The following is a 19,180-nucleotide window of genomic DNA, read 5'->3' on the forward strand; positions in this document are numbered from 1 at the left end:
CCTCATCCGACCCCCTCGTTGACGCCGCAGCAAATTAATGGTGATTGCTGGCGTACCTTACCGCGGAAGCCGTGTCGGTGTCGGCAAGTTGGTGAATGCGTATCAGCCGCGGCCCAGGGCGGTGCCGCGACGGCGACGGGCCTCCTCGTGCTGGGTGATGTTCGAGTTGTCCAACACGATCGTCATCATCACCGCGAAGAACCGCGCCGGGCTCAGTTCATCGGGCACCAGATCGGTGCGCAGCGTGACATCCGGCAGCGCGGCGAGTTGGGCGTCGACGTCGGCGGTCGCCGACTCGTCGTCGCCGGTGTCGACCTCCACCTCGAACAGCTCGAGGATCACGTCGTCGGGTTCGGGGACCGGACCGGGCGGCGCGTCGCCCTCCCACTCCGGTACGACGAGCGCGCACGCATCGTAGGCGTCGTCCTCGCGGCCGAGCTTGGTCAGCAGGTCGACGATCCAGTCGAACTGCCGCCGCTCCTCGGTGTAGGCCGTCGAACGCAGCGAGTACATGAAGCCCAGCGCGGCCAGGGGGTGGCGCAGCGCGAGGTTCTTCGCATCGCCGTAGGACTCCTCGACGCGGTTGGCGGCGTTCTTGCCGAACGACGAATCCATCCGCTTGGTCGAGATCAACAACTCCGGGCCGGTCTGCCAGGACGACATGATCACGTCGACCTGTTTGAAGTAGTTCTTGCCGGCGATGTTCGCCGACGCGGCGCCCACCCCACCCGAGGAGCCGGTGCGCAGCCGCTCCATCAGCTCGTCGCGGCCGGCGGACTTCGGGATGGATTTGACGAAGTTCAGCACGTCCCGGTCGACGACCCGAGGAGCTTCGGCGCGCGGCCACACCGCGTCGGGTTCCAGGCCGGCGCGGCGCAATTCGTAGGCCACCCAGACATCGAGCGCCAGCGCGGGCACGCCGGACCGGCTTTCCGCGCCCAGCAGGATCGGCACGGCCAGCAGCTTGCGCAGCGCGCCGTAGTCCGGGCAGAACGAGCCGTCGGCGGTCCACGGGTTGACCGTCTTGAACTCCGACCGGTCGACGATGGCGTCGAACAACGGCCAGGCGAGCGCCTTGGCGCTGGGTTTACCTGCCACCGTTGGCTTTTCCGCGGGCGATCCGGCGGGCCGTCAGGGCGCTGTGGTCGCGCCGCAGCGCGCGCAGCTGACGTTCGGTCAAGGTGGATGTCTCGAGCAGCAGCACCTCGTCGACCAGCTCGACCGCGGCGAGGAGGCGGCCCTCGCGTAGCCGGGCGGCCACCGCGGGGCGCACCTGGCGAAGGCCATCGGCGTTGCGGCGCACCAGATCCGGTGCGGGGACCGGCAGCACGTCGGCCTCCCGGGGCTCGATCTTCAACATCCCGCCACCATAGGCGCGCCCGACGGTCTCGGCCCCCAGCAGGGTCACCGAGTTCAGCGCGGCCACCGGCAGCAGGTTCATGCCGTCGGTCCGCAGGCCGTCACGCAGGTACACCCCGTGCACCGAGTTCAGGTGGTGTGCCCGGGCCCGGTTGCTGGTCAGCCGAGGGGTGTCGGCGTTCATGTAGGTCAGGAACAGGTCGGCCGGCCGCAGATACGGCACCCGCCACCACGGCGTGCGGACACGGCATTTGTAGGCATGGTGCACGTCGAGGTCCTCACCCGACTGGATGTAGTGCCACGCTGCCGGCGACGGTTCGTGGGCGGGCCGGAACAGGGAGGTCGCCTGGCCGGCATCGCCGAGGGCGCGCAGTGTGGCCGCCGTCAGGCCGAGGCCGCGCAGGTGGCGCGACCCGGGCGGGGACAACGTGAGCACGTCGGACGGCGCGAGTCCGAGCGCTTCGACCTTGGCAGGGGACAGCGTGAAGAACCGGTTGCTGCCGGTGACCATGCCGAGCGTGGTGTCGCCCCATGTCTCCAGCACGGTGAACGCATCGCTTCTGACCGCGGCGTCGAACGCGGACAGGCCCGCACTCGACAGCAGGCCCGCCGACCATTTGGCGCCGTTGCCGGGCGGGGTCCACCGCCGCGACGCGGTCAGCCGGGCCAGACCCTCGGCATCGCGGACCTGGGACAGCTCCATGTGGGTCGCGCCGGCGCCGCCGTCGGTGCGGTACCCGTCAGCGAGCAGCAGCACCACCTCTTCGAGCACGCCGGGGAACACCCGCTCGTCGAACAACACCAGGCCCACGGAGGTGAAGTGGTCCATCAGGAACTGCCGCACGCCGGCGGCGTAGTTCACGCTGAGCAGTTCCGCGGGCAGGACCAGCCCGAGCCGGCCCCCGGGTTTGAGGTGCAGCGCCGAGTGCACGGTGAACGCCGCCCACGAGGACGCGAGGTTGGACAACGTCACGCCGGCGCGCAGCGCGGCTTCGCGGGCCCGGGCCCGTGACTCACCCGCGAAGTCCTGGTAGCGCACATACGGCGGATTGCCGACCACCGCGTCGTAGGCGCCGAACTCGTTGTGGGAGAAGAAGTCCCGGGCGTAGATGGTGGCGTCGATGCCGACCTCACGCAGGCTGCGCTCGGATGCGGCAGCGGAGTCGGCGTGGATCTCGACGCCGACCAGGGGGCCGACGTGGCCGCCGCGGCGACCGATCTCGTGCAGGAACACCGCCTCCCCGCAGGACGGTTCCAGCACGGCGTGGGCGGGATCGCGGACCGCCCAGTCGGCAAGGAAACGCGCCACCGGTGCCGGCGTGAAGAACGCGCCGCGCGCCTTGCGCAGCGCGGCGTCGTCCTTCGGGTCGCCGGGAAGCATGCCGATATCGTGCCGCAGCGCACCGACAGTCCCGCGGCGCCCCGCCGACCTGCAGCTCAGACGGTCGTGCGCAGGATGTCGACAACTCGCGCCGTCAGCGGGGACGCGTCCGCGGTCACATACGCCGCCAGCAGTTCGATGGTGGTGCCGGCCTCGGAGGCCAGCGGCCGGTAGGTCACCCCGCCGATCTCCAGTGCCGCGGTCGGCTCCGGGACGAGCGCGACCCCGAGCCCGGCGGCCACCAGGGTGACCAGCGTCGAGGTCTCGTCGACCTCGTCGCGGATGCGCGGCCGGAAACCGGCGTCGGCGCACAGACCCGCCAGCAGCGCGCTCATCCGGGACCGCCCACCGCCGGCATGGCCGATGAAGTCGTCGTCCCGCAGCTCGGCCAGCGCCACCTCCTCCTGCTCGGCGCAGCGGTGGCCCGCCGGAAGCGCGACGAGCAGCCGGTCGCGGCGCAACGGCACCGCCGTCAGGGCGGGGTCGTCGACGGGTGGGCGCATCAACGCGAGGTCGATGTCCTTGGCGTGCAATGCCGCCAGCTGCGCCGATGCCAGCATCTCGCCGCGCACCCGCAGGTCGACGGCGGGCAGCGCGGCCCGCAGCTCCCGGACCAGTCGGGGCAGCAGCGAGTACGTGGCCGAGCCGACACAGCCCACCACCAGACGGCCCTCGGTGCCCGTGCCGATCCGGCGCGCCTGGCCGACCGCGTCGTCGACGGCGTCGAGGATGCGGACCGTGCGATCCAGGAACGCCCGCCCCGCCTCGGTGAGCTCGACACTGCGGGTCGAACGCAGAAGCAGGGTGACACCCACCTCGCGCTCCAGCTGACGGATCTGTTGGGACAGAGGCGGCTGCGCGATCAGCAGCCGTTGCGCGGCGCGCCCGAAGTGGAGTTCCTCGGCAACCGCGCGGAAGTACCGCAGATGACGGAGTTCCATATCTCCTACATATCAATAGGGGGTTTTTATGTATTTCAGAATATGGCCGCACCGGCCTAGCGTCGAGGCATGGACGTCGTCATCTGCAATCCGGTACGGACGCCGGTCGGGCGCATGGGCGGCGCGCTCGCGCCCCTGACCGCTGCCGATCTGGCCACCGTCACGCTGCGCGCGCTGATCCACCGCACGGGACTGCGCGAGGGTGACGTCGACGACGTGGTGCTGGGCAACGGCTACGCCAACGGCGAAGCGCCCGCACTCGGCCGGATCGCCGCACTCGACTCCGGGCTGGGCACCGCGGTGCCGGGGCTGCAGATCGACCGGCGCTGCGGGTCCGGGCTGCAGGCCGTGCTGTACGCCGCCGGACAGGTCGCCACCGGGGCGGCCCGCACGGTGATCGCCGGAGGCGCGGAGTCGATGTCCAACGTCGAGCACTACGCGCTCGGCCTGCGCGCCGGTGTGCGCCAGGGTGGCATCGCGCTGCAGGACCGCCTCGACCGGGCCCGCAAAACCGCGGGCGGCACAAGTCATCCCATCGCCGGCGGCATGATCGAGACCGCCGAGAACCTGCGGGCCCAGTACGGAATCACCCGCGAGGAGCAGGACGAGCTGGCGGCGCGCTCCCACCGGCGCGCGGTGGCCGCGCACGAAAGCGGTCACTTCGCCGACGAACTCGTCCCGGTCACCGTCCCCGGCACGCGGGGACGTGCCGACACCGTCATCGACCGCGACGAACACCCCCGCGCCGACCTCACCGTCGAGAAGCTCGCGCAGCTGCGCGCCGTCCGGTCGCGCCACGACTCCGCTGCCACCGTCACCGCGGGCAACGCGTCGGGCCAGAACGACGGTGCGGCGATGTGTGTCGTGACCACCCGCGCCGAGGCCGAAAAGCGGTCCTGGGAGCCGCTGTTGACGCTGCGGTCCTGGGCGGTGACCGGCTGCGCGCCCGAGACGATGGGCCTCGGTCCGGTCGCCGCCACCGCCGCGGCTCTGGAGCGTGCCGGGCTGACCCTCGACGAGATCGACCTCATCGAACTCAACGAGGCGTTCGCCGCGCAGGTGCTGGCCGTGCTCGCCGAATGGAAAGTCGACCCGCTCGACGACCGCCTCAACCCGAACGGCTCCGGAATCTCACTGGGTCACCCCATCGGCGCCACCGGCGCCAGGATCCTCGCCACCGCCGCCTACGAGGCGCGCCGGCGCGACGCCCGCTACATGCTGGAGACGATGTGCATCGGCGGGGGACAGGGTCTGGCCGCGGTGTTCGAAGCGACGCGGTTCGAGGTGACCCGATGAGCGCGGTCGACGTGAACGTGATCGAAAGCGGAGTTCCCGACGGGCCCCCGGTGGTGCTGTCCAACTCGCTCGGTGCCACCCACCGGATGTGGGCCCCGCAGTTGGACGCGCTGGAGAGCCGGTTCCGGGTGCTGCGCTACGACACCCGCGGTCACGGCGGCTCGCCGGTGCCCGGCGGCCCGTACTCGATCGACGACCTCGCCGACGACCTGGTCGGGATCCTCGACCGCCGCGGCATCGAGCGCGCCCACCTGATCGGGCTGTCGCTGGGCGGGATGACCGCGATGCGGGTGGCCGCACGCCATCCCGGCCGGGTCGACCGGATGGTGCTGCTGTGTACCGCCGCCGAACTCGCACCCGCCCAGGCCTGGACCGACCGTGCGGCGGCGGTGCGCGCCGGCGGCGCCGAAACCGTTGCGCCCGCAGTGGTCGCCCGGTGGTTCACGCTGGGCCACCTGGAGACCCATCCGGCCGAACGCGCGGAGTGGGTGGCCATGATCGCGGGAACGCCGGCCGAGGGTTACGCCTCGTGCTGCGAGGCGATCGCCGAACTGGATCTGCGCGAACAACTTTCGCAGATCAAAGCGCCGACGCTGGCGATCGCCGGCGCCGACGACCCGGCCACTCCGCCGGCCAGGCTGGAGCAGATCGCCTCCCGCATCCCCGATTCGAAGCTTCTCGTCGTCGACGGGGCCGCCCACCTGGCCAACGCCGAACAACCCGAGCAGATCACCGCCGCCATCATCGAACACCTGGAGCAGTCATGACCCTCGACAAAGTGGTCGCCACGGCACGCGAGGCCGTCGACGACATCCCGTCCGGATCGAGTCTCGCGGTAGGCGGCTTCGGCCTCGCCGGTATCCCGTGGTTTCTGATCGAGGCGCTGCTCGAGCAGGGCGCCGACGACCTGACCATCGTCAGCAACAACTGTGGCGTCGACGGCGGCGGTCTGGGTCTGCTGCTGGAGGCCCGTCGGATCAGCCGGGTCATCGCGTCCTACGTCGGGGAGAACAAGGAATTCGCCCGCCAGTACCTCTCCGGTGAACTCACCGTGGAGCTCACCCCGCAGGGCACGCTGGCCGAGCGGTTGCGCGCCGGCGGCAGCGGCATCGGGGCGTTCTTCACCCCGACCGGGGTCGGCACCCTGGTCGCCGACGGCGGTCTGCCGTGGCGTTACCACCCCGACGGCAGCGTGGCGCTGGCTTCCCCGCCCAAGGAGGTCCGCTCCTTCCGCGGGCGCCGGATGCTGCTGGAGGAATCGATCGTCACCGACTACGCGCTGGTGCGCGCCGCTGTCGCCGACCGGGCCGGAAACTGCGTATTCCACGCCGCAGCACGCAATTTCAACCCGCCCGCGGCGATGGCCGGCCGGGTCACGGTGGTCGAGGCCGAGCGTGTCGTCGAGGTCGGTGAACTACACCCCGACGAGGTCCACCTGCCCGGCATCTTCGTGCAGCGCATCGTCGAGCTCAGCCCGCAACAGGCGGCCCGCAAGGGTATCGAGAAGCGCACCACCCGGCCGCGACCCCGAGAAGAGGCACTGGCATGAGCTGGACCCGAACCGAGATGGCCGCCCGCGCCGCCCGCGAACTGCGCGACGGCGACTACGTCAACCTGGGGATCGGACTGCCGACCCTGATACCCGACTACCTGCCCGAAGGCTCCGATGTCACGTTGCACGCCGAGAACGGCATCCTCGGGGTCGGGCCGTTCCCGTACGACGACGAGGTCGACCCCGACCTGGTCAACGCCGGTAAGCAGACCGTGTCCGTGCTGCCGGGCGCGTCGTTCTTCGACTCGGCGACCAGCTTCGCGATGATCCGCGGTGGACACGTCGACGTCGCGGTGCTCGGTGGGATGCAGGTCGCGGTCAACGGTGATCTGGCGAACTGGATGGTGCCCGGCTCGATGGTCAAGGGTATGGGTGGCGCGATGGACCTGGTCAGCGGTGCGGAGAAGGTGATCGTACTGATGGACCACAGTGCGAAAAACGGTGATGCCAAGCTTGTTTCGGAGTGCGACCTGCCGCTGACCGGAAAGGCGGTCGTGCAGCGGGTGATCACCGACCTCGGCGTGTTCGACGTCACCGGCACCGAGTTCGGTGTGGTCGAGCTCGCCCCCGGCGTCGACCTCGACGAGGTGGCCGCCAAGACCGGCGCACCGGTGGCCGACCACCGTCAACGTCTCAGCGCAGCCAGCTCGGAACGCGAACGGATGCCCAGCTTGGCGTAGATCCGGGTCAGGTGGTACTGCACCGTCTTCGGTGACACGTAGAGTTCGGCCGCGACCTCGCGATTGGACAGCCCGCGCGACACCAGCGTCGAGACCGCCTCCTCCTGTGGCGTGAGCTCGACGGCGTGGCGGGACTCGCGGCTCTGGTGCAGCCCACCGGCTTTGAGCTCCCGGTCGCAGCGCGCCACATAGGTGCCGGCGCCGAGGCCGACGTAGAGCTCGCGCGCGGCGCTGATCACCGTATCGGCCTCGCGCCGCTTACCTGCCCGGCGCAAGGTCTGCCCGTAGGCGAAATCGACCCGCGCCGTCTCGTAGCGCAACGGCAGCCCGTCCAGCAGGGCCAGGGACTGCTCGAAAGCCTCACGGGCGGCGGCGATGTCGCCCTGCGCACCGAGAAGGCGGCCGCGAACCCACCCGAGACGGGCCTGCGCGCTCCGGTGCCCCCGACTCCGAGCTCGCTGAGCGTGCGGGCGCAGGAAGCTCTCGGCCCCGGCCAGGTCCCCGGTGAGCACCATCGCGTTGGCCAGAGCGTCGACCCACGGCCAGTACCCGGGTTCCTGCAGCGAGGTGCCGGGCGCCAGCTTCGTGAGCGGTTCCAGGATCCGGCGGACCGCCGCGTAATCGGCCTGGGCCTCCGCGATCTGGGCGCGCAGCAGCAGCGCGGGGATGCGCATCATCGCGTACTCGCCACCCTGCGCGGCGGCGCGCGCGGCGGCTTCCGCCGCCGCCCAGTCACCGCGCAGCGCGGCGATCTGCCCGGCGGTCCACTCCAGCAGCGGCGTGGCCAACACGATGCCGCTGGCCTCGGCGAGCCGGCGGCCGTGCTCGACGTTGAGCAGGGCCGCATCCCATTCCCCGAGGCTGAACTGCGTGCGTGCCAGCCACGCGTGCGACCACAGCGTGATGCGGGTGGATCCACCGAGACCTGCGGCGGCAACAGCACTTTCGAGACTGGAGCGGGCTTCCTCGACCTCGTCGCGCATCAGCTGCACCCACCCGCGTCCCATCACGACGCGCTGCGCCTGCGCGCCGTGACGCACCCGCTCGTGCAGGTCGTCGTACTCGGTGGCGGCGCGGCGGGGCTGTCCCGAGGCCAGCAGGCCCAGCCCGCGGATCGCGGCGGCCTCGATGCCGGCGGGAGAATCGCGTTCGGCGAGCGCCAGCGCGCGGTCGGCCCACGCCACCAACTGCTCACCCTGACAGTGCACCAGCGCGTGCAGGACGTGACGCTGGGCGATGAACGCCGCGGTGTCGGTGTCCCGGTCGATATGGACGATGTCCCAGGCGCGGCGCAGCCGCACCTCCGCCTCGGTGGCGCGTCCCCGCAGGATCGCCAGATAGGCCAGGGTGGCGTTGCGCAGCGGTGTTTCGCGCAGGTTCTCCACCACGGGGACCATCGCCGCCGCACCGACACAGTCTCCGGCGGCGATCAGCGCGTCCACCGCCCGGGTGAGCCGTTCGTCGCGGCGCAGCGGATCGGAGGTGAGCCGCGCGGCGTCGCGGAACAGCGCCGCGGCGCGACTCCACTCACCGTCGGCACCCGAGGACCGGGCCAGCGCGTCCACCTCGTCGGCCAGCGCCTCGTCGGGCACCGGGGTGGCGGCGACGCGATGGCGAAGCCGCGCAACAGGATCGGTGACGACATCGGCAGCGCGGCGGTGCGCGTCGGCCGTGGCCCGGACACCGTGCACATCGAGGACGGCGGCCGCGGTCAGCGGATCGCGAAGTTCGGGTTCCCACGGGTCGCCTGGCGCAAGGAGGCCGGCGCCGGTCGCGGCCGCCACGGCAGCCAGCGGATCGTCGACGCCGGCCAGCTCCACGGCCTCCGACAATGTCGCTCCGTCGCCGAGGACGGCCAGCGCCACCGTCAGCGCACGCCCGTCCGGTCCCGCGGCGTCGAGATCCCGTTCGACCTGCGCGACGACCTCCCGCGGCGCGGGCAGGCGGGCATCCAGCGTGGTCCATGTCCGAGCCGGCAGTTCGTCGAGCAACGCGCGCAGATGGCCGGGGTGCCCCCCGGTGTGGCGGGTGAGCAACTCCGCCGTCGAGGCGGGCAACACGTGCCCGCGCGCCGAGGCCAGGTCGGCCACCTCGCGGGTGCTCAGACCGCCCACCACCAGCTCATCGCCGCCGAGCCCCGGCACGCAGCGGGGACGTCCGTCGGTCACCAACGCGATGAGGACGGGCAGTGTCCGGTGATGTCGGACCAACGTCGAAAGGGCTTGCAAGGACAGCGTATCCGCGTACTGTGCATCGTCGACGACGAGCAGCGTCGGATCCTCATCCGACAGCGTGTGCGCCAATTGCCCGGCCGCCTCGGCCACGTCGGTCGGCGCCGGGCCGGTGAGCAGCTGGGCGAGCACCGCGCCGTCGAGGGAGCTCTCCCACGGGACGGCGGTGGCCCACCGGGCGGCGGGGACCTGGGCGGCCGTGCGCCGCAGCAGAGCGGTCTTGCCGATCCCCGCGGCCCCGCGGACGGTGACCACGGACGCACCGCCGCCCACCGTGGCCGTCGTGCGCCGGATCAACTCCTCCAGATCGGCGGCGCGACCGACGAACGTGACAGGCGCCATGGGCACCTGCCCATCGTAGGGGCCCGCCGCGCCGCTCCCAGCCCGATCAGCCCAGATCGCCACCGGCGACGGGCAACACGGTTCCGGTGATGTACGCCGCCTCGTCGGAGGCCAGGAAGCAGATCGCCGCGGCCTGCTCGTCGAGCGTCCCGTACCGCTTCATCAGGGAGGAGTCCAGCGTCTGGGTGATGTGCGCGTCGAACCACGCCTGCTCGGTGTCGTCGCGCGGCACCGCGGTGCCGCGCGAGATCCGCCTGGGCGGCGCGGCGGTTCCGCCGGGTGCGGTGGCGACGACTCTGATCCCCGCGTCGGCGTACTCCATCGCCAGCGAGGCCGTGATCGCGTTGATGCCGCCCTTGGCCGCCGAGTACGGGATGCGGTGAATGCCCCGGGTAGCCGCCGAGGAGACGTTGACGATCACCCCGTGTCCCCGCGACACCATCGCGGGCAGCGCCGCATGACAGCAGAACAGAGTGGTCATCAACGACCGGTCGATCTCGGCGCGCACCTCGGCGGGCGTGAACTCGGTGAACGGTTTGAAGTTGATCGCCCCGCCCACGTTGTTGATCAACACGTCGATCCGGCCGAATGCCGAAAGCGCCTGCTGGACCACCGATTCGGCACCCTCGTGGTGTTCGAGGTCGGCCGTGACGGCCACCGCGGGTGAACGTGCCGCCAGCTCGTCGGCGAGTTCCTTGACCAGCTCAGAACGGTCGGCGAGCACCAGCACCCCGCCCTCGGCGTGGATGCGGCGGGCGGTGCGCTCACCGATGCCCTGCGCGGCGCCGGTCACCACCACGACCTTGCCGGCGAACCGGCCCGGGGTCACGAACGCCGGCGCCGTCGCGTCCGCGGTATCGGCCATCGCCCGGCGCATCGTCTGCTTGGACCGCTCGGCGTGCGCGGTGATGAGTGCGCGGGCCGCCTCGCGGTCCCCGGCCTCGAACGCGGCGACGATGTCGACGTGGTCCTGCGCGCACCGGGGATGGCACCACGTCGCGTGGCGCAGCACCTCGGTCATCCGGCCCTTGACCCCCAGCGCCTGATACGCCTGCAGCAGGTGGTCGTTGCGGGTGAGCGTGAACAGGTAGTCGTGGAACGCCGCGTTGGTCTCGGTGTACTGCTCGGCGTCGACGAAGTGATCCCCGTCGACGTACGGCAGTGTCGACTCGGCCAGCAACCGGTATCCGGCCAGCTGGGCGCTCGTGAGGCGTCCCATCGTGAGTTCCAGCGCCCCCAGCTCCAGCGCGGACCGGGCCTCGAAGATCGCGTCGGACTCGCGGACCTCGGGATGCTCCTCGCCGATTTGATAGCCGTCGTCGCTGACCACGGTCGCGGTGTCGGCGGTCTGCGGTGCGTGCGCCGACGCGGCGACCGGGTCGAACAGGGACTGTCCGGCGATGGCCCGTGCACCGGTGGGCAGCAGCCGGCCGTCGTCGCCGTCGAGCGCCGAGACCGCGCCGCCGCTCGCCGCCACCATGACCTGACCCGCGACGACCTGACCCGCGACGACCTGACCCGCGACCCGCCGGATCGCGTCGTCCTCCGCGACGACGGGGCGCGCGGCCGCGGGTGCCAGGTCGGCACGAGGCAGCACGACCTGCCCGGCCACCGCGCGGGCGTCGGGGGCTGGAAGCAGAACCTCCGCGGCGGGGCCGGCGGACTCCGCGGCCGGTGCGGGTGCCGGCGCCGAGGCCGCGGCCTTGGCCAGCCCGAACTTCTCGTAGTAGAAGCCGGTGGGTTCCACGCCCGCGGTGTTCAGGTGGGTACGCACCGACTCGACCATCGGCGGCGGTCCGCACAGATAGATGGCCAGGTCGCCTCCGTGGAGGTGTTCCGGGGCGATCAGGTTGGTGACGTAGGGGCGGTCGGGGCCCCGGTTGGGCGCCGAGCTCGCCGGATCGGACACGCAGTAGTCCCACGTGAAGGCCGGGAGCTGCGTCGCGATCTCCTCGATCTCGTCGACGGCGGTCAGATCGTCGTCGGAGCTGACTCCGTAGATCAGATGGGTCGCGCGGGTGCTGCCCGCGGCCCGCATCGCACGCAGCATCGCCAGGATCGGCGCCAGCCCCGTGCCACCGGCCAGCAGCAGCACCGGACGTTGCGCCTCCCGCAGGAAGAACGATCCGTTCGGGCCGGTGAACGTCAGCGCGTCCCCGACCTGTGCGCGCTGCGCCAGATAGTCCGACATCGCGCCGCCGGGAGCCAGCTTCACCAGGAACGTCAGCAGTTCTTCGTGGGGCGCGTTGGAGAACGAGTACGAGCGGGTCTGGTCGGTGCCCGGAACCGCGATGTTGACGTACTGACCGGGCAGGAAGGCGAGTTCACCGCGGTTGGGGATCTCGATGCCGATCTTGACGGTGGTCGGGGAGAGCCGCTCCAGCAGGGTCAGGGTGCCCTGGTAGGTGGCGGCCTGGGTCTTCGCCGAATCCGAGGTGGCCGCGATCTGCAGGACCAGATCCGAGCGCGGCGTCATGCTGCACGGCAGCACGAAGCCGGCGGCCGCCTCGTCGGGGGCCAACGCGTCGTCGATGTAGGTGCCGCCGTCGTATCTTCCGCTCTCGCACAGCGCCTTACAGGTTCCGCAGGCGCCGTCGCGGCAGTCCAGCGGGATGTTGATGCGCTGCCGGTAGGACGCGTCGGCGACGGTCTGATCGGGTCGGCAGTTGATGAATCGCGTGACTCCGTCCTCGAAAGACAGGGCCACCGAGTATGTTTCGGTCACTGTGCTCACCTCAGAAGTGGTAGACGTCCACCACGTGGTGGATGTAGTCGTTCTTGAGCACCACGGTTTTGCGGCGGATCAACGGCTGCTCACCGCCGAAGTCGATGGTGTAGAAGGAGGTGCCGTAGTACGGATCGATGGTCTTGTAGCGGAAGTACATGGTGTGCCAGTTGAATCGCACGTCGACGACGTCGCCTCGACGCTCGATGACCTCCACGTTCGAGATGTTGTGGCTGGTGCGCGGTTCCGGCAGAGAGGTTGCCGACGACCGTTCGGTGCGGATCCGGAACACCCGGTCCTCCAGCCCGCCCTTGTTCGAGTAGTAGATCAGCGAGATGTCGCGTTGGGGATCCTCGACGAGCCGGTCGTCGTCGGTCCAGGCCGGCATCCAGTAGACGACGTCGTCGGCGTAGCAGGCCAGCCACTTCTCGAATTCGCGGTCGTCCAGATACCGGGCCTCGCGGTACAGGAACTGCTCGATCGCGTTCTGGGTGATGAGTGCGCCTGTGGTGACGGCATTTTCGGTGGTGGCGGTCATGTCAGTGAACATCCTTCTGCGCCGCGGCGCGCATCGTTTCCAGCCAGTAGCCGTGCTGCACCGGGTAGAGGCCTTCGTCTTCGTTCTTGACGCCGGACGAGATCACGTTGTCGAGCCCGAGCGAACGCGCGACGTCGTCGGGGCCGTCGAGCCAGTGCTGGGCGCCGCGGCTCATGTCGTTCCACGGTGCCGCCTCGGCGCGGAAGGTGAGCTGGCAGGACCGGAACTCCTCGAGGTCGTCGGGGGTGGCCATGCCGGAGGCGTTGAAGAAGTCCTCGTACTGCCGGATGCGGTTGGCGCGGGCCTGTGCGCTCTCGCCCTTGGGGGCGATGCAGTAGATGGTCACCTCGGTCCGGTCCGGCGCGATCGGGCGGAAGTGCCGGATCTGTGTCGAGAACTGGTCCATCACATACACATTCGGGTAGACGCACAGGTTGCGCGACCCCTTGACCATGAACTCGCCCTTGGCGTCGCCATGGGTGGCCTTGAGGTCGTCGAGCTTGTCCCACAGTGGCCGGTCCTGCGGGTTGGCCGCCCACGTCCACAGGCACAGATGACCGTGCGGGAACGACCAGTACCCGCCACCTGACTTGCCCCACCCGCCGGCGTCGAGGGCCTTGGTCTCGTTCTTGGACTCGCCGGTGCCGCGGCGGCTGGTGGTCGCCGCATAGTTCCAGTGCGTCGCGGTGACGTGATATCCGTCGGCGCCGTTCTCCGCCTGGACTTTCCAGTTGCCGTCGTAGGTGTAGGTGGAGGATCCGCGCAGCACCTCCAGTCCGTCGGGGGACTGGTCGACGAGCATGTCGATGACCTTGGTCGCGTCGCCGAGATGGTCGGTCAAGCCGACCACGTCGGGGTTGAGGCTGCCGAACAGGAAACCGCGGTAGCTCTCGAAGCGGGCGACGCGGGTCATGTTGTGCGAGCCGTCGACGTTGAACGCCTCCGGGTACCCGGCGCCGTCGGGGTCCTTCACCTTCAGCAGCGCGCCGTCGTTGCGGAACGTCCAGCCGTGGAACGGGCACGTCAGTGTCATCCGGTTGTCGGTCTTGCGCCGGCAGATCATCGCGCCGCGGTGCGCGCACGCGTTGATCAGACAGTTCAGGCTGCCGTCCTTGGAGCGGGTGATCACCACGGGCTGACGCCCGATGAAGGTGGTGAAGTAGTCGCCGGGATTGGCGACCTGACTCTCGTGCGCCAGGTAGACCCAGTTGCCCTCGAAGATGTGCTTCATCTCGAGTTCGAAGATCTCCTCGTCGGTGAAGATGCGCCGGTTGGCGCGGAACACGCCGGCCTCCGGGTCGTCGATGACCGCGTCGGCGAGGACCGCCGCCACATGTGTCCTGGGTTCGGTCGATGCCGTGGTCGTCATCAGGGAGCCTCCGCGAGTCCGTGAAAGTGATGTCTACCTGCACACTGGCAGTGAGTGGCGGTCGTCACACTAGGGCTATGCCTAGTCCTGACCTGGGCGGCAATTGATAAAGAAAGTCGCTCAAAAGCGCCAAATCAGGTCTTTGTGATGTATGGATGGCGGGTCTACCGTCGAGGGTGTCGACGGTCACAGAGCGACCGTCCGAGGACCCCGGCCACACCGCCCGGCCGACGGGAGAACAAGGAGTCACCGATGGAACTGCGTCACCTGCGCTACTTCCTGGCGGTGGCCGACACCTGCCATTTCGGGCAGGCCGCCGAGCAACTGCACATCGCGCAGCCTGCGCTGTCATATGCCATCCGGCAACTGGAGAACTCGGTGGACGCGACCTTGTTCACCCGGACCACCCGGCACGTGGCGTTGACCCCGGCAGGGGAGTTCCTGCGGGCGGAGGCCACCCGGATCCTCGACGGTGTCGATGCGGCGCAACGAGGGGTGCGCCGCATCGCCGCCGGCCGCAGCGGCCTGCTGCGGCTCGGCCTGACCGGGACCGCGGCGTTCTCACACCTGCCGAGGATCGCCCGGATTGTGCGGCAGGAGCTGCCGGCCGTCGCCCTCGACATCCACGCCGACCTGCTGACCCCGACCCAGTGCGAGGGGCTGCGCACCGGCGCGCTCGACCTCGGTGTGCTGCGTCCACCGGCGGTCGGCGGCGACGTGGCAACGCGCACCATCGACGCGGAGCCGTTGATCCTCGCGCTCTCCGCCGACCACCGCCTGGCCGCCGAACCGGTGGTGTCGCTGGCCGATCTGCGCAGCGAGCCGTTCATCGGCTACTCCGCGCAGGATTCGGCCGTCAACGACGCGGTGACGCGCAGTTGCCGCACGGCCGGCTTCGTGCCGCACCGTGAACACAGTGCCCCGGGGACCGCTGTGCTGCTCGCCCTCGTCGCCGCCGGCCTCGGCGTATCCGTCGTCCCGGCATCGGTGCGCGCACTGCCGTTGCGCGGCGTCGTGTTCCGGGATCTCGTCGACGGCGGAACCGTCGACCTGGCACTGGCCTGGCGCGACGGCGCCGACAACCCGGTGGTCGATGCCGTCGTCGCCGTGCTCGCCGGGGCACTGAGCCCCCTCGACCATTCCGCATTTCAGGAGCAACCGTGAAAATCACTGCCGTCGAGGCGATCCCGTTCGCGATCCCTTACCTCAAGCCGCTGAAGTTCGCCTCGGGAGAGGTCCGCACCGCCGAGCACGTGCTGGTGCGGGTGCACACCGACGAAGGTGTCGTGGGGGTGGCCGAGGCGCCGCCGCGGCCGTTCACCTACGGCGAGACCCAGGACGGCATCCTCGCGGTGATCCGGCAGATCTTCGCCCCGCAGATCGTCGGCCTGACACTGACCGAACGGGAAGTGGTGGCCTCACGGCTGGCGCGCACGGTCGGCAACCCGACCGCGAAAGCCGCTGTGGACATGGCGATCTGGGATGCGCTGGGACGCAGCCTCGACCTGTCGGTCAGCGCGATGCTCGGCGGCTACGGCGACCACATGCGCGTCAGCCACATGCTCGGCTTCGACACCCCGGACAAGATGGTCGCCGAGGCCGAACGCATCCAGGCCGAGTACGGGATCTCGACGTTCAAGGTGAAGGTGGGCCGCCGCCCCGTCACGCTGGACACCGCGGTGGTCCGCGCGCTGCGGGAACGCTTCGGCGACACCGTGGACCTCTACGTCGACGGCAACCGCGGCTGGACGGCGTCGGAATCGCTGCGCGCGCTCAAGGAGATGGCCGACCTCGACCTGATCTTCGCCGAGGAATTGTGCCCCGCCGACGACGTTCTGGGCCGGCGATGGCTGGTCCAACACACCGACATCCCGTTCATCGCCGACGAATCCGTGCCCACGCCCGCCGACGTGACCCGCGAGGTACTCGGCGGATCGGCCACCGCGATCAGCATCAAGACCGCCCGCACCGGCTTCACCGGATCCCGGCGCGTCCACCACCTCGCCGAGGGACTCGGCCTGGAGATCGTGATGGGCAATCAGATCGACGGCCAACTCGGTACCGCCTGTGCGGTGGCGTTCGGCGCCGCGTTCGAGCTGACCTCGAGGCGGGCCGGGGAGCTGTCGAACTTCCTGGACATGTCCGATGACCTGCTCACCAGCCCGCTGTGCATCCGCGACGGATTACTCCACGTACCCCCGGGACCCGGCCTCGGAATCGAGATCGACCCGGACAAGCTCGACCACTACCGCACCGATCACCAGAACCAGAAGGACCAGCCATGACCACCATCGAGAGCCCGATCGACACCGCATCGGCCGCAGCCTCCGGCGCCTCGGCCACCGAACGCTTCCAGACCGACAAGTCGCCGTTCGACGCGGTGCGCGACACCCCGAAGGAGCGCGTCGATCTGCTTGCCCGCGAAGTGCTCTCGGCGGTGCACGACACCATCCGCCGCCACCGCGTCACCTACGACGAGTACAACGCACTCAAGGCGTGGCTGATCAACGTCGGCGCCGACGGGGAATGGCCGCTGTTCCTCGACGTCTGGGTCGAGCACGTCGTCGAAGATGTGGCGACCGACCACCGCGAGGGCAACAAGGGCACCATCGAGGGTCCCTACTACGTGCCGAATTCACCCGAATGCGGTGCGCGCGGCACCATTCCGATGCGCGACGGTGAGCAGGGCACCCCACTGGTGTGGGACGGCGTCATCACCAGCACCGACGGATCGCCGCTGCAGGGCAAGGTCGAACTCTGGCACGCCGACGCCGACGGCTTCTACTCGCAGTTCGCCCCGAACCTGCCGGAGTGGAATCTGCGCGGATCCTTCAGCACCGGCCCCGACGGCGCGTTCGAGATCACCACGATCCGTCCCGCGCCGTATCAGATCCCGACCGACGGATCCTGCGGCAAGCTCATCGCGGCGGCCGGCTGGCATGCGTGGCGTCCCGCCCATCTGCACGTGAAGGTGTCCGCGCCCGGCCACGAACTGCTGACCGCGCAGCTCTACTTTCCCGGTGATCCGCACAACGAGGACGACATCGCCGGGGCGGTCAAGGACGAACTGATCCTGGCGCCGCGTGAGCAGGCCGACGGCACGCACCGGGTCGGCTACAACTTCGTCCTCGACCCGGTGAAGGCGTGACCGGCTGATGCTCTTCCACGTACGCATGGACGTCGCGATCCCGCCGGACATGGATCCGCAGGTGCGGGCGCAGACGGTGCACCGGGAGAAGGAGTACTCCCAGCAGCTGCAGCGTGACGGCAAGTGGCCCCACATCTGGCGCATCGTCGGCGAGTACGCGAACTATTCGATCTTCGATGTCGACTCCAATGACGAACTGCACCAGATCCTTTCCGGTCTGCCGCTGTTCCCGTACATGAAGATCCACGTCACCCCGCTGGCGGTGCATCCGTCGGACGTGAAGGCGGGCTAGGGGTCAGCGGCTGCTTACAGGATCGTGGCGTCGTTTGGTCTCCAACCGATACCACGTCCACCAGAACAACAGTGCTGCGGCGATTGAGCCGGCTGCGGCCAACCACTGCGAACTGAGGAACAGCCGCCACGCCGTCGGCTCGTCGTTCAGGTGCGCAGACGCGGCGAGCACCGTCTGGACCACACCGAGGGCGAGGCTGGCCGCCCCGACAACGCCGACAAGGACGACGAAGATCGTCCGTAACGTGTAGCGGTGGGGTTCCGGCGACACCACCGCCCGGATCCGGCCGGTCCGCGCCAGTAGCAGGGACGCGGTGGACGCCACGACCAGGGCGACGGCATTGGCGGCCAGCGTGTCAGACAGTCGGTGCGCGCCGATGATGACGGTGTAGGCGCCGATGCCCACCGCCCAGGTGAGCGTGACGAACATCGCCACACCGCGGAAGCGATACGGCATCACGATCAGCGTCGCGAAGAGAAGGCACATCGCGGCCGTGGTGTGCCCACTCGGCAGCGTGTTATCGGCGAAGCCGCCGTCCGTCGCGGCAAGGTCGGGACGGGTCAGGAGGTGATACTTCAACACCTGAGTGACGGCCTGCCCGCCGAGGATGACGCCCACTCCCGCGACGGCCAGCAAGACCTGCCTGCGGAGCAACCCGATCAGCGCGACGACGAACGCGGCACCAAGTTGCGACGTCACCGAGATCGTGTGGAACGCCTCCAACGCGACCCGATGCAGTTCGGGGTCGACCTGATCGGAACCGCGCAGGGCCGCGTCCTCGAGTCGTTGTCCAGTCGTGGTGCGCACCGCCAGCAGGTACACCGCAGCGCCGAACAGCAGGGCGAACACCAGGACCGCCGCCCACTTGAATCGGGCTCCCCGCAATCGCCGATCACCGGCAACCACCACCAGCTTCCGTGACCGCGTCACCGGCCTCCCGTCCGCTCAGTTTCACGATTGGCGGGCCGCGGCGATGAGATCCCCCCGTTCACGTCGTCCTCACGTCGACACTAGCGCGGACAGCAAAAAGGCCCCGACCAGAACGGTCAGGGCCTTTTCGCTGTTCACACGAGTCGGGGTGGCGGGATTCGAACCCACGACCTCTTCGTCCCGAACGAAGCACGCTACCAAGCTGCGCCACACCCCGAGTGAAGCCACGACAGCGTATCGCACGCCATGCCCTTGAAGCCAAACGGCCCGATCTGTTTACGACACACCGTGGGAAGGAACAGAGGCGTCGGTGGCGTTATGCACACTGAGAAAAGAATTCGACCGGAACGGGGCGTGACATGACTGGCTTGGGCGCATCGATTTACCTGGGATTCT

At 69.7% G+C, this 19,180-nt stretch carries 16 protein-coding genes and 1 tRNA gene; 8 read left to right on the plus strand and 9 right to left on the minus strand.

Translation table 11 applies throughout. From position 1 onward, the window contains the following. Positions 1-102: 102 nt before the first annotated feature. The 3 genes from BST38_RS09190 to BST38_RS09200 are packed head-to-tail and all read right to left on the minus strand — an operon-like array spanning position 103 to position 3,681. Positions 103-1,098 (minus strand): hypothetical protein, encoded by a 996-nt coding sequence (locus BST38_RS09190; RefSeq protein ID WP_083142959.1) that lies wholly within the window; start codon positions 1,096-1,098, stop codon positions 103-105. Continuing rightward, positions 1,088-2,740, minus strand: a complete 1,653-nt coding sequence (locus tag BST38_RS09195) for an Eco57I restriction-modification methylase domain-containing protein (RefSeq protein ID WP_083142960.1) — start codon at positions 2,738-2,740, stop codon at positions 1,088-1,090. Before BST38_RS09195 ends, BST38_RS09190 begins: the two co-directional genes overlap by 11 nt. 56 nt (positions 2,741-2,796) lie before the next feature. Next, positions 2,797-3,681, minus strand: coding sequence for a LysR substrate-binding domain-containing protein (locus tag BST38_RS09200; protein ID WP_083142961.1), 885 nt, complete (start codon positions 3,679-3,681; stop codon positions 2,797-2,799). Between the two features lie 69 nt (positions 3,682-3,750). Here BST38_RS09200 and BST38_RS09205 point away from each other — a divergent pair, with 69 nt between their 5' ends. From BST38_RS09205 to BST38_RS09220, 4 genes are read left to right on the plus strand one after another with little or no spacing between them, the layout of a single operon-like run. Continuing rightward, positions 3,751-4,977: an acetyl-CoA C-acetyltransferase gene (locus BST38_RS09205; protein ID WP_083142962.1), complete on the plus strand. Its 1,227-nt coding sequence runs from the start codon at positions 3,751-3,753 to the stop codon at positions 4,975-4,977. Further along, on the plus strand, positions 4,974-5,744 hold the full coding sequence (pcaD, locus tag BST38_RS09210) for a 3-oxoadipate enol-lactonase (RefSeq protein WP_083142963.1): 771 nt from the start codon (positions 4,974-4,976) through the stop codon (positions 5,742-5,744). Before BST38_RS09205 ends, pcaD begins: the two co-directional genes overlap by 4 nt. Next, entirely contained in the window at positions 5,741-6,526 is a 786-nt protein-coding gene (locus BST38_RS09215) for a CoA transferase subunit A (protein ID WP_083142964.1), read from the plus strand. Before pcaD ends, BST38_RS09215 begins: the two co-directional genes overlap by 4 nt. Further along, on the plus strand, positions 6,523-7,209 hold the full coding sequence (locus tag BST38_RS09220; RefSeq protein ID WP_083142965.1) for a CoA transferase subunit B: 687 nt from the start codon (positions 6,523-6,525) through the stop codon (positions 7,207-7,209). The genes BST38_RS09215 and BST38_RS09220 overlap by 4 nt, the downstream gene beginning before the upstream one ends. Here the strand turns inward: BST38_RS09220 and BST38_RS09225 are convergent. From BST38_RS09225 to benA, 4 genes are read right to left on the minus strand one after another with little or no spacing between them, the layout of a single operon-like run. Then, on the minus strand, positions 7,155-9,782 hold the full coding sequence (locus BST38_RS09225; RefSeq protein ID WP_083142966.1) for a helix-turn-helix transcriptional regulator: 2,628 nt from the start codon (positions 9,780-9,782) through the stop codon (positions 7,155-7,157). The two genes, BST38_RS09220 and BST38_RS09225, sit on opposite strands and share 55 nt — an antisense overlap. Before the next feature lie 46 nt (positions 9,783-9,828). Next, positions 9,829-12,507: a benzoate 1,2-dioxygenase electron transfer component BenC gene (gene benC / locus BST38_RS09230; RefSeq protein WP_083143010.1), complete on the minus strand. Its 2,679-nt coding sequence runs from the start codon at positions 12,505-12,507 to the stop codon at positions 9,829-9,831. Between the two features lie 10 nt (positions 12,508-12,517). Beyond that, complete coding sequence (gene benB, locus BST38_RS09235) at positions 12,518-13,045, minus strand: benzoate 1,2-dioxygenase small subunit (RefSeq protein ID WP_083142967.1); 528 nt, start codon at positions 13,043-13,045, stop codon at positions 12,518-12,520. 1 nt (position 13,046) lies between these two features. After that, positions 13,047-14,414 (minus strand): benzoate 1,2-dioxygenase large subunit, encoded by a 1,368-nt coding sequence (gene benA, locus BST38_RS09240; RefSeq protein WP_083142968.1) that lies wholly within the window; start codon positions 14,412-14,414, stop codon positions 13,047-13,049. A gap of 252 nt (positions 14,415-14,666) precedes the next feature. Here benA and BST38_RS09245 point away from each other — a divergent pair, with 252 nt between their 5' ends. The 4 genes from BST38_RS09245 to catC are packed head-to-tail and all read left to right on the plus strand — an operon-like array spanning position 14,667 to position 17,854. Continuing rightward, positions 14,667-15,578, plus strand: a complete 912-nt coding sequence (locus tag BST38_RS09245; RefSeq protein WP_083142969.1) for a LysR substrate-binding domain-containing protein — start codon at positions 14,667-14,669, stop codon at positions 15,576-15,578. After that, entirely contained in the window at positions 15,575-16,699 is a 1,125-nt protein-coding gene (locus BST38_RS09250; RefSeq protein WP_083142970.1) for a mandelate racemase/muconate lactonizing enzyme family protein, read from the plus strand. Before BST38_RS09245 ends, BST38_RS09250 begins: the two co-directional genes overlap by 4 nt. Next, positions 16,696-17,562: a catechol 1,2-dioxygenase gene (gene catA, locus BST38_RS09255; RefSeq protein ID WP_083142971.1), complete on the plus strand. Its 867-nt coding sequence runs from the start codon at positions 16,696-16,698 to the stop codon at positions 17,560-17,562. The genes BST38_RS09250 and catA overlap by 4 nt, the downstream gene beginning before the upstream one ends. A gap of 7 nt (positions 17,563-17,569) precedes the next feature. Further along, entirely contained in the window at positions 17,570-17,854 is a 285-nt protein-coding gene (catC, locus tag BST38_RS09260) for a muconolactone Delta-isomerase (protein ID WP_083142972.1), read from the plus strand. A gap of 3 nt (positions 17,855-17,857) precedes the next feature. On the opposite strand, the gene BST38_RS09265 is transcribed toward catC, so the two are convergent. Together BST38_RS09265 and BST38_RS09270 are read right to left on the minus strand one after the other, a co-directional pair. Continuing rightward, a complete protein-coding gene (locus tag BST38_RS09265; RefSeq protein ID WP_083142973.1) occupies positions 17,858-18,784 on the minus strand; it encodes a phosphatase PAP2 family protein in 927 nt (308 codons plus the stop codon). A gap of 143 nt (positions 18,785-18,927) precedes the next feature. Further along, positions 18,928-19,001 (minus strand) — tRNA-Pro (locus tag BST38_RS09270). Positions 19,002-19,180 lie beyond the last annotated feature (179 nt).

The sequence above is a fragment of the Mycolicibacterium parafortuitum genome (genome assembly GCF_002086815.1).
GTDB classification, from domain to species: Bacteria; Actinomycetota; Actinomycetes; order Mycobacteriales; family Mycobacteriaceae; genus Mycobacterium; species Mycobacterium parafortuitum.

Coding starts and splice junctions, on each gene's coding strand:
- BST38_RS09220 (WP_083142965.1), top strand. CDS start 6,523: ATGAGCTGGACCCGAACCGAGATGGCCGCCCGCGCCGCCCGCGAACTG.
- BST38_RS09195 (WP_083142960.1), bottom strand. CDS start 2,740: ATGCTTCCCGGCGACCCGAAGGACGACGCCGCGCTGCGCAAGGCGCGC.
- catA (WP_083142971.1), top strand. CDS start 16,696: ATGACCACCATCGAGAGCCCGATCGACACCGCATCGGCCGCAGCCTCC.
- BST38_RS09245 (WP_083142969.1), top strand. CDS start 14,667: ATGGAACTGCGTCACCTGCGCTACTTCCTGGCGGTGGCCGACACCTGC.
- benB (WP_083142967.1), bottom strand. CDS start 13,045: ATGACCGCCACCACCGAAAATGCCGTCACCACAGGCGCACTCATCACC.
- BST38_RS09200 (WP_083142961.1), bottom strand. CDS start 3,681: ATGGAACTCCGTCATCTGCGGTACTTCCGCGCGGTTGCCGAGGAACTC.
- BST38_RS09225 (WP_083142966.1), bottom strand. CDS start 9,782: ATGGCGCCTGTCACGTTCGTCGGTCGCGCCGCCGATCTGGAGGAGTTG.
- BST38_RS09205 (WP_083142962.1), top strand. CDS start 3,751: ATGGACGTCGTCATCTGCAATCCGGTACGGACGCCGGTCGGGCGCATG.
- catC (WP_083142972.1), top strand. CDS start 17,570: ATGCTCTTCCACGTACGCATGGACGTCGCGATCCCGCCGGACATGGAT.
- pcaD (WP_083142963.1), top strand. CDS start 4,974: ATGAGCGCGGTCGACGTGAACGTGATCGAAAGCGGAGTTCCCGACGGG.
- BST38_RS09215 (WP_083142964.1), top strand. CDS start 5,741: ATGACCCTCGACAAAGTGGTCGCCACGGCACGCGAGGCCGTCGACGAC.
- benA (WP_083142968.1), bottom strand. CDS start 14,414: ATGACGACCACGGCATCGACCGAACCCAGGACACATGTGGCGGCGGTC.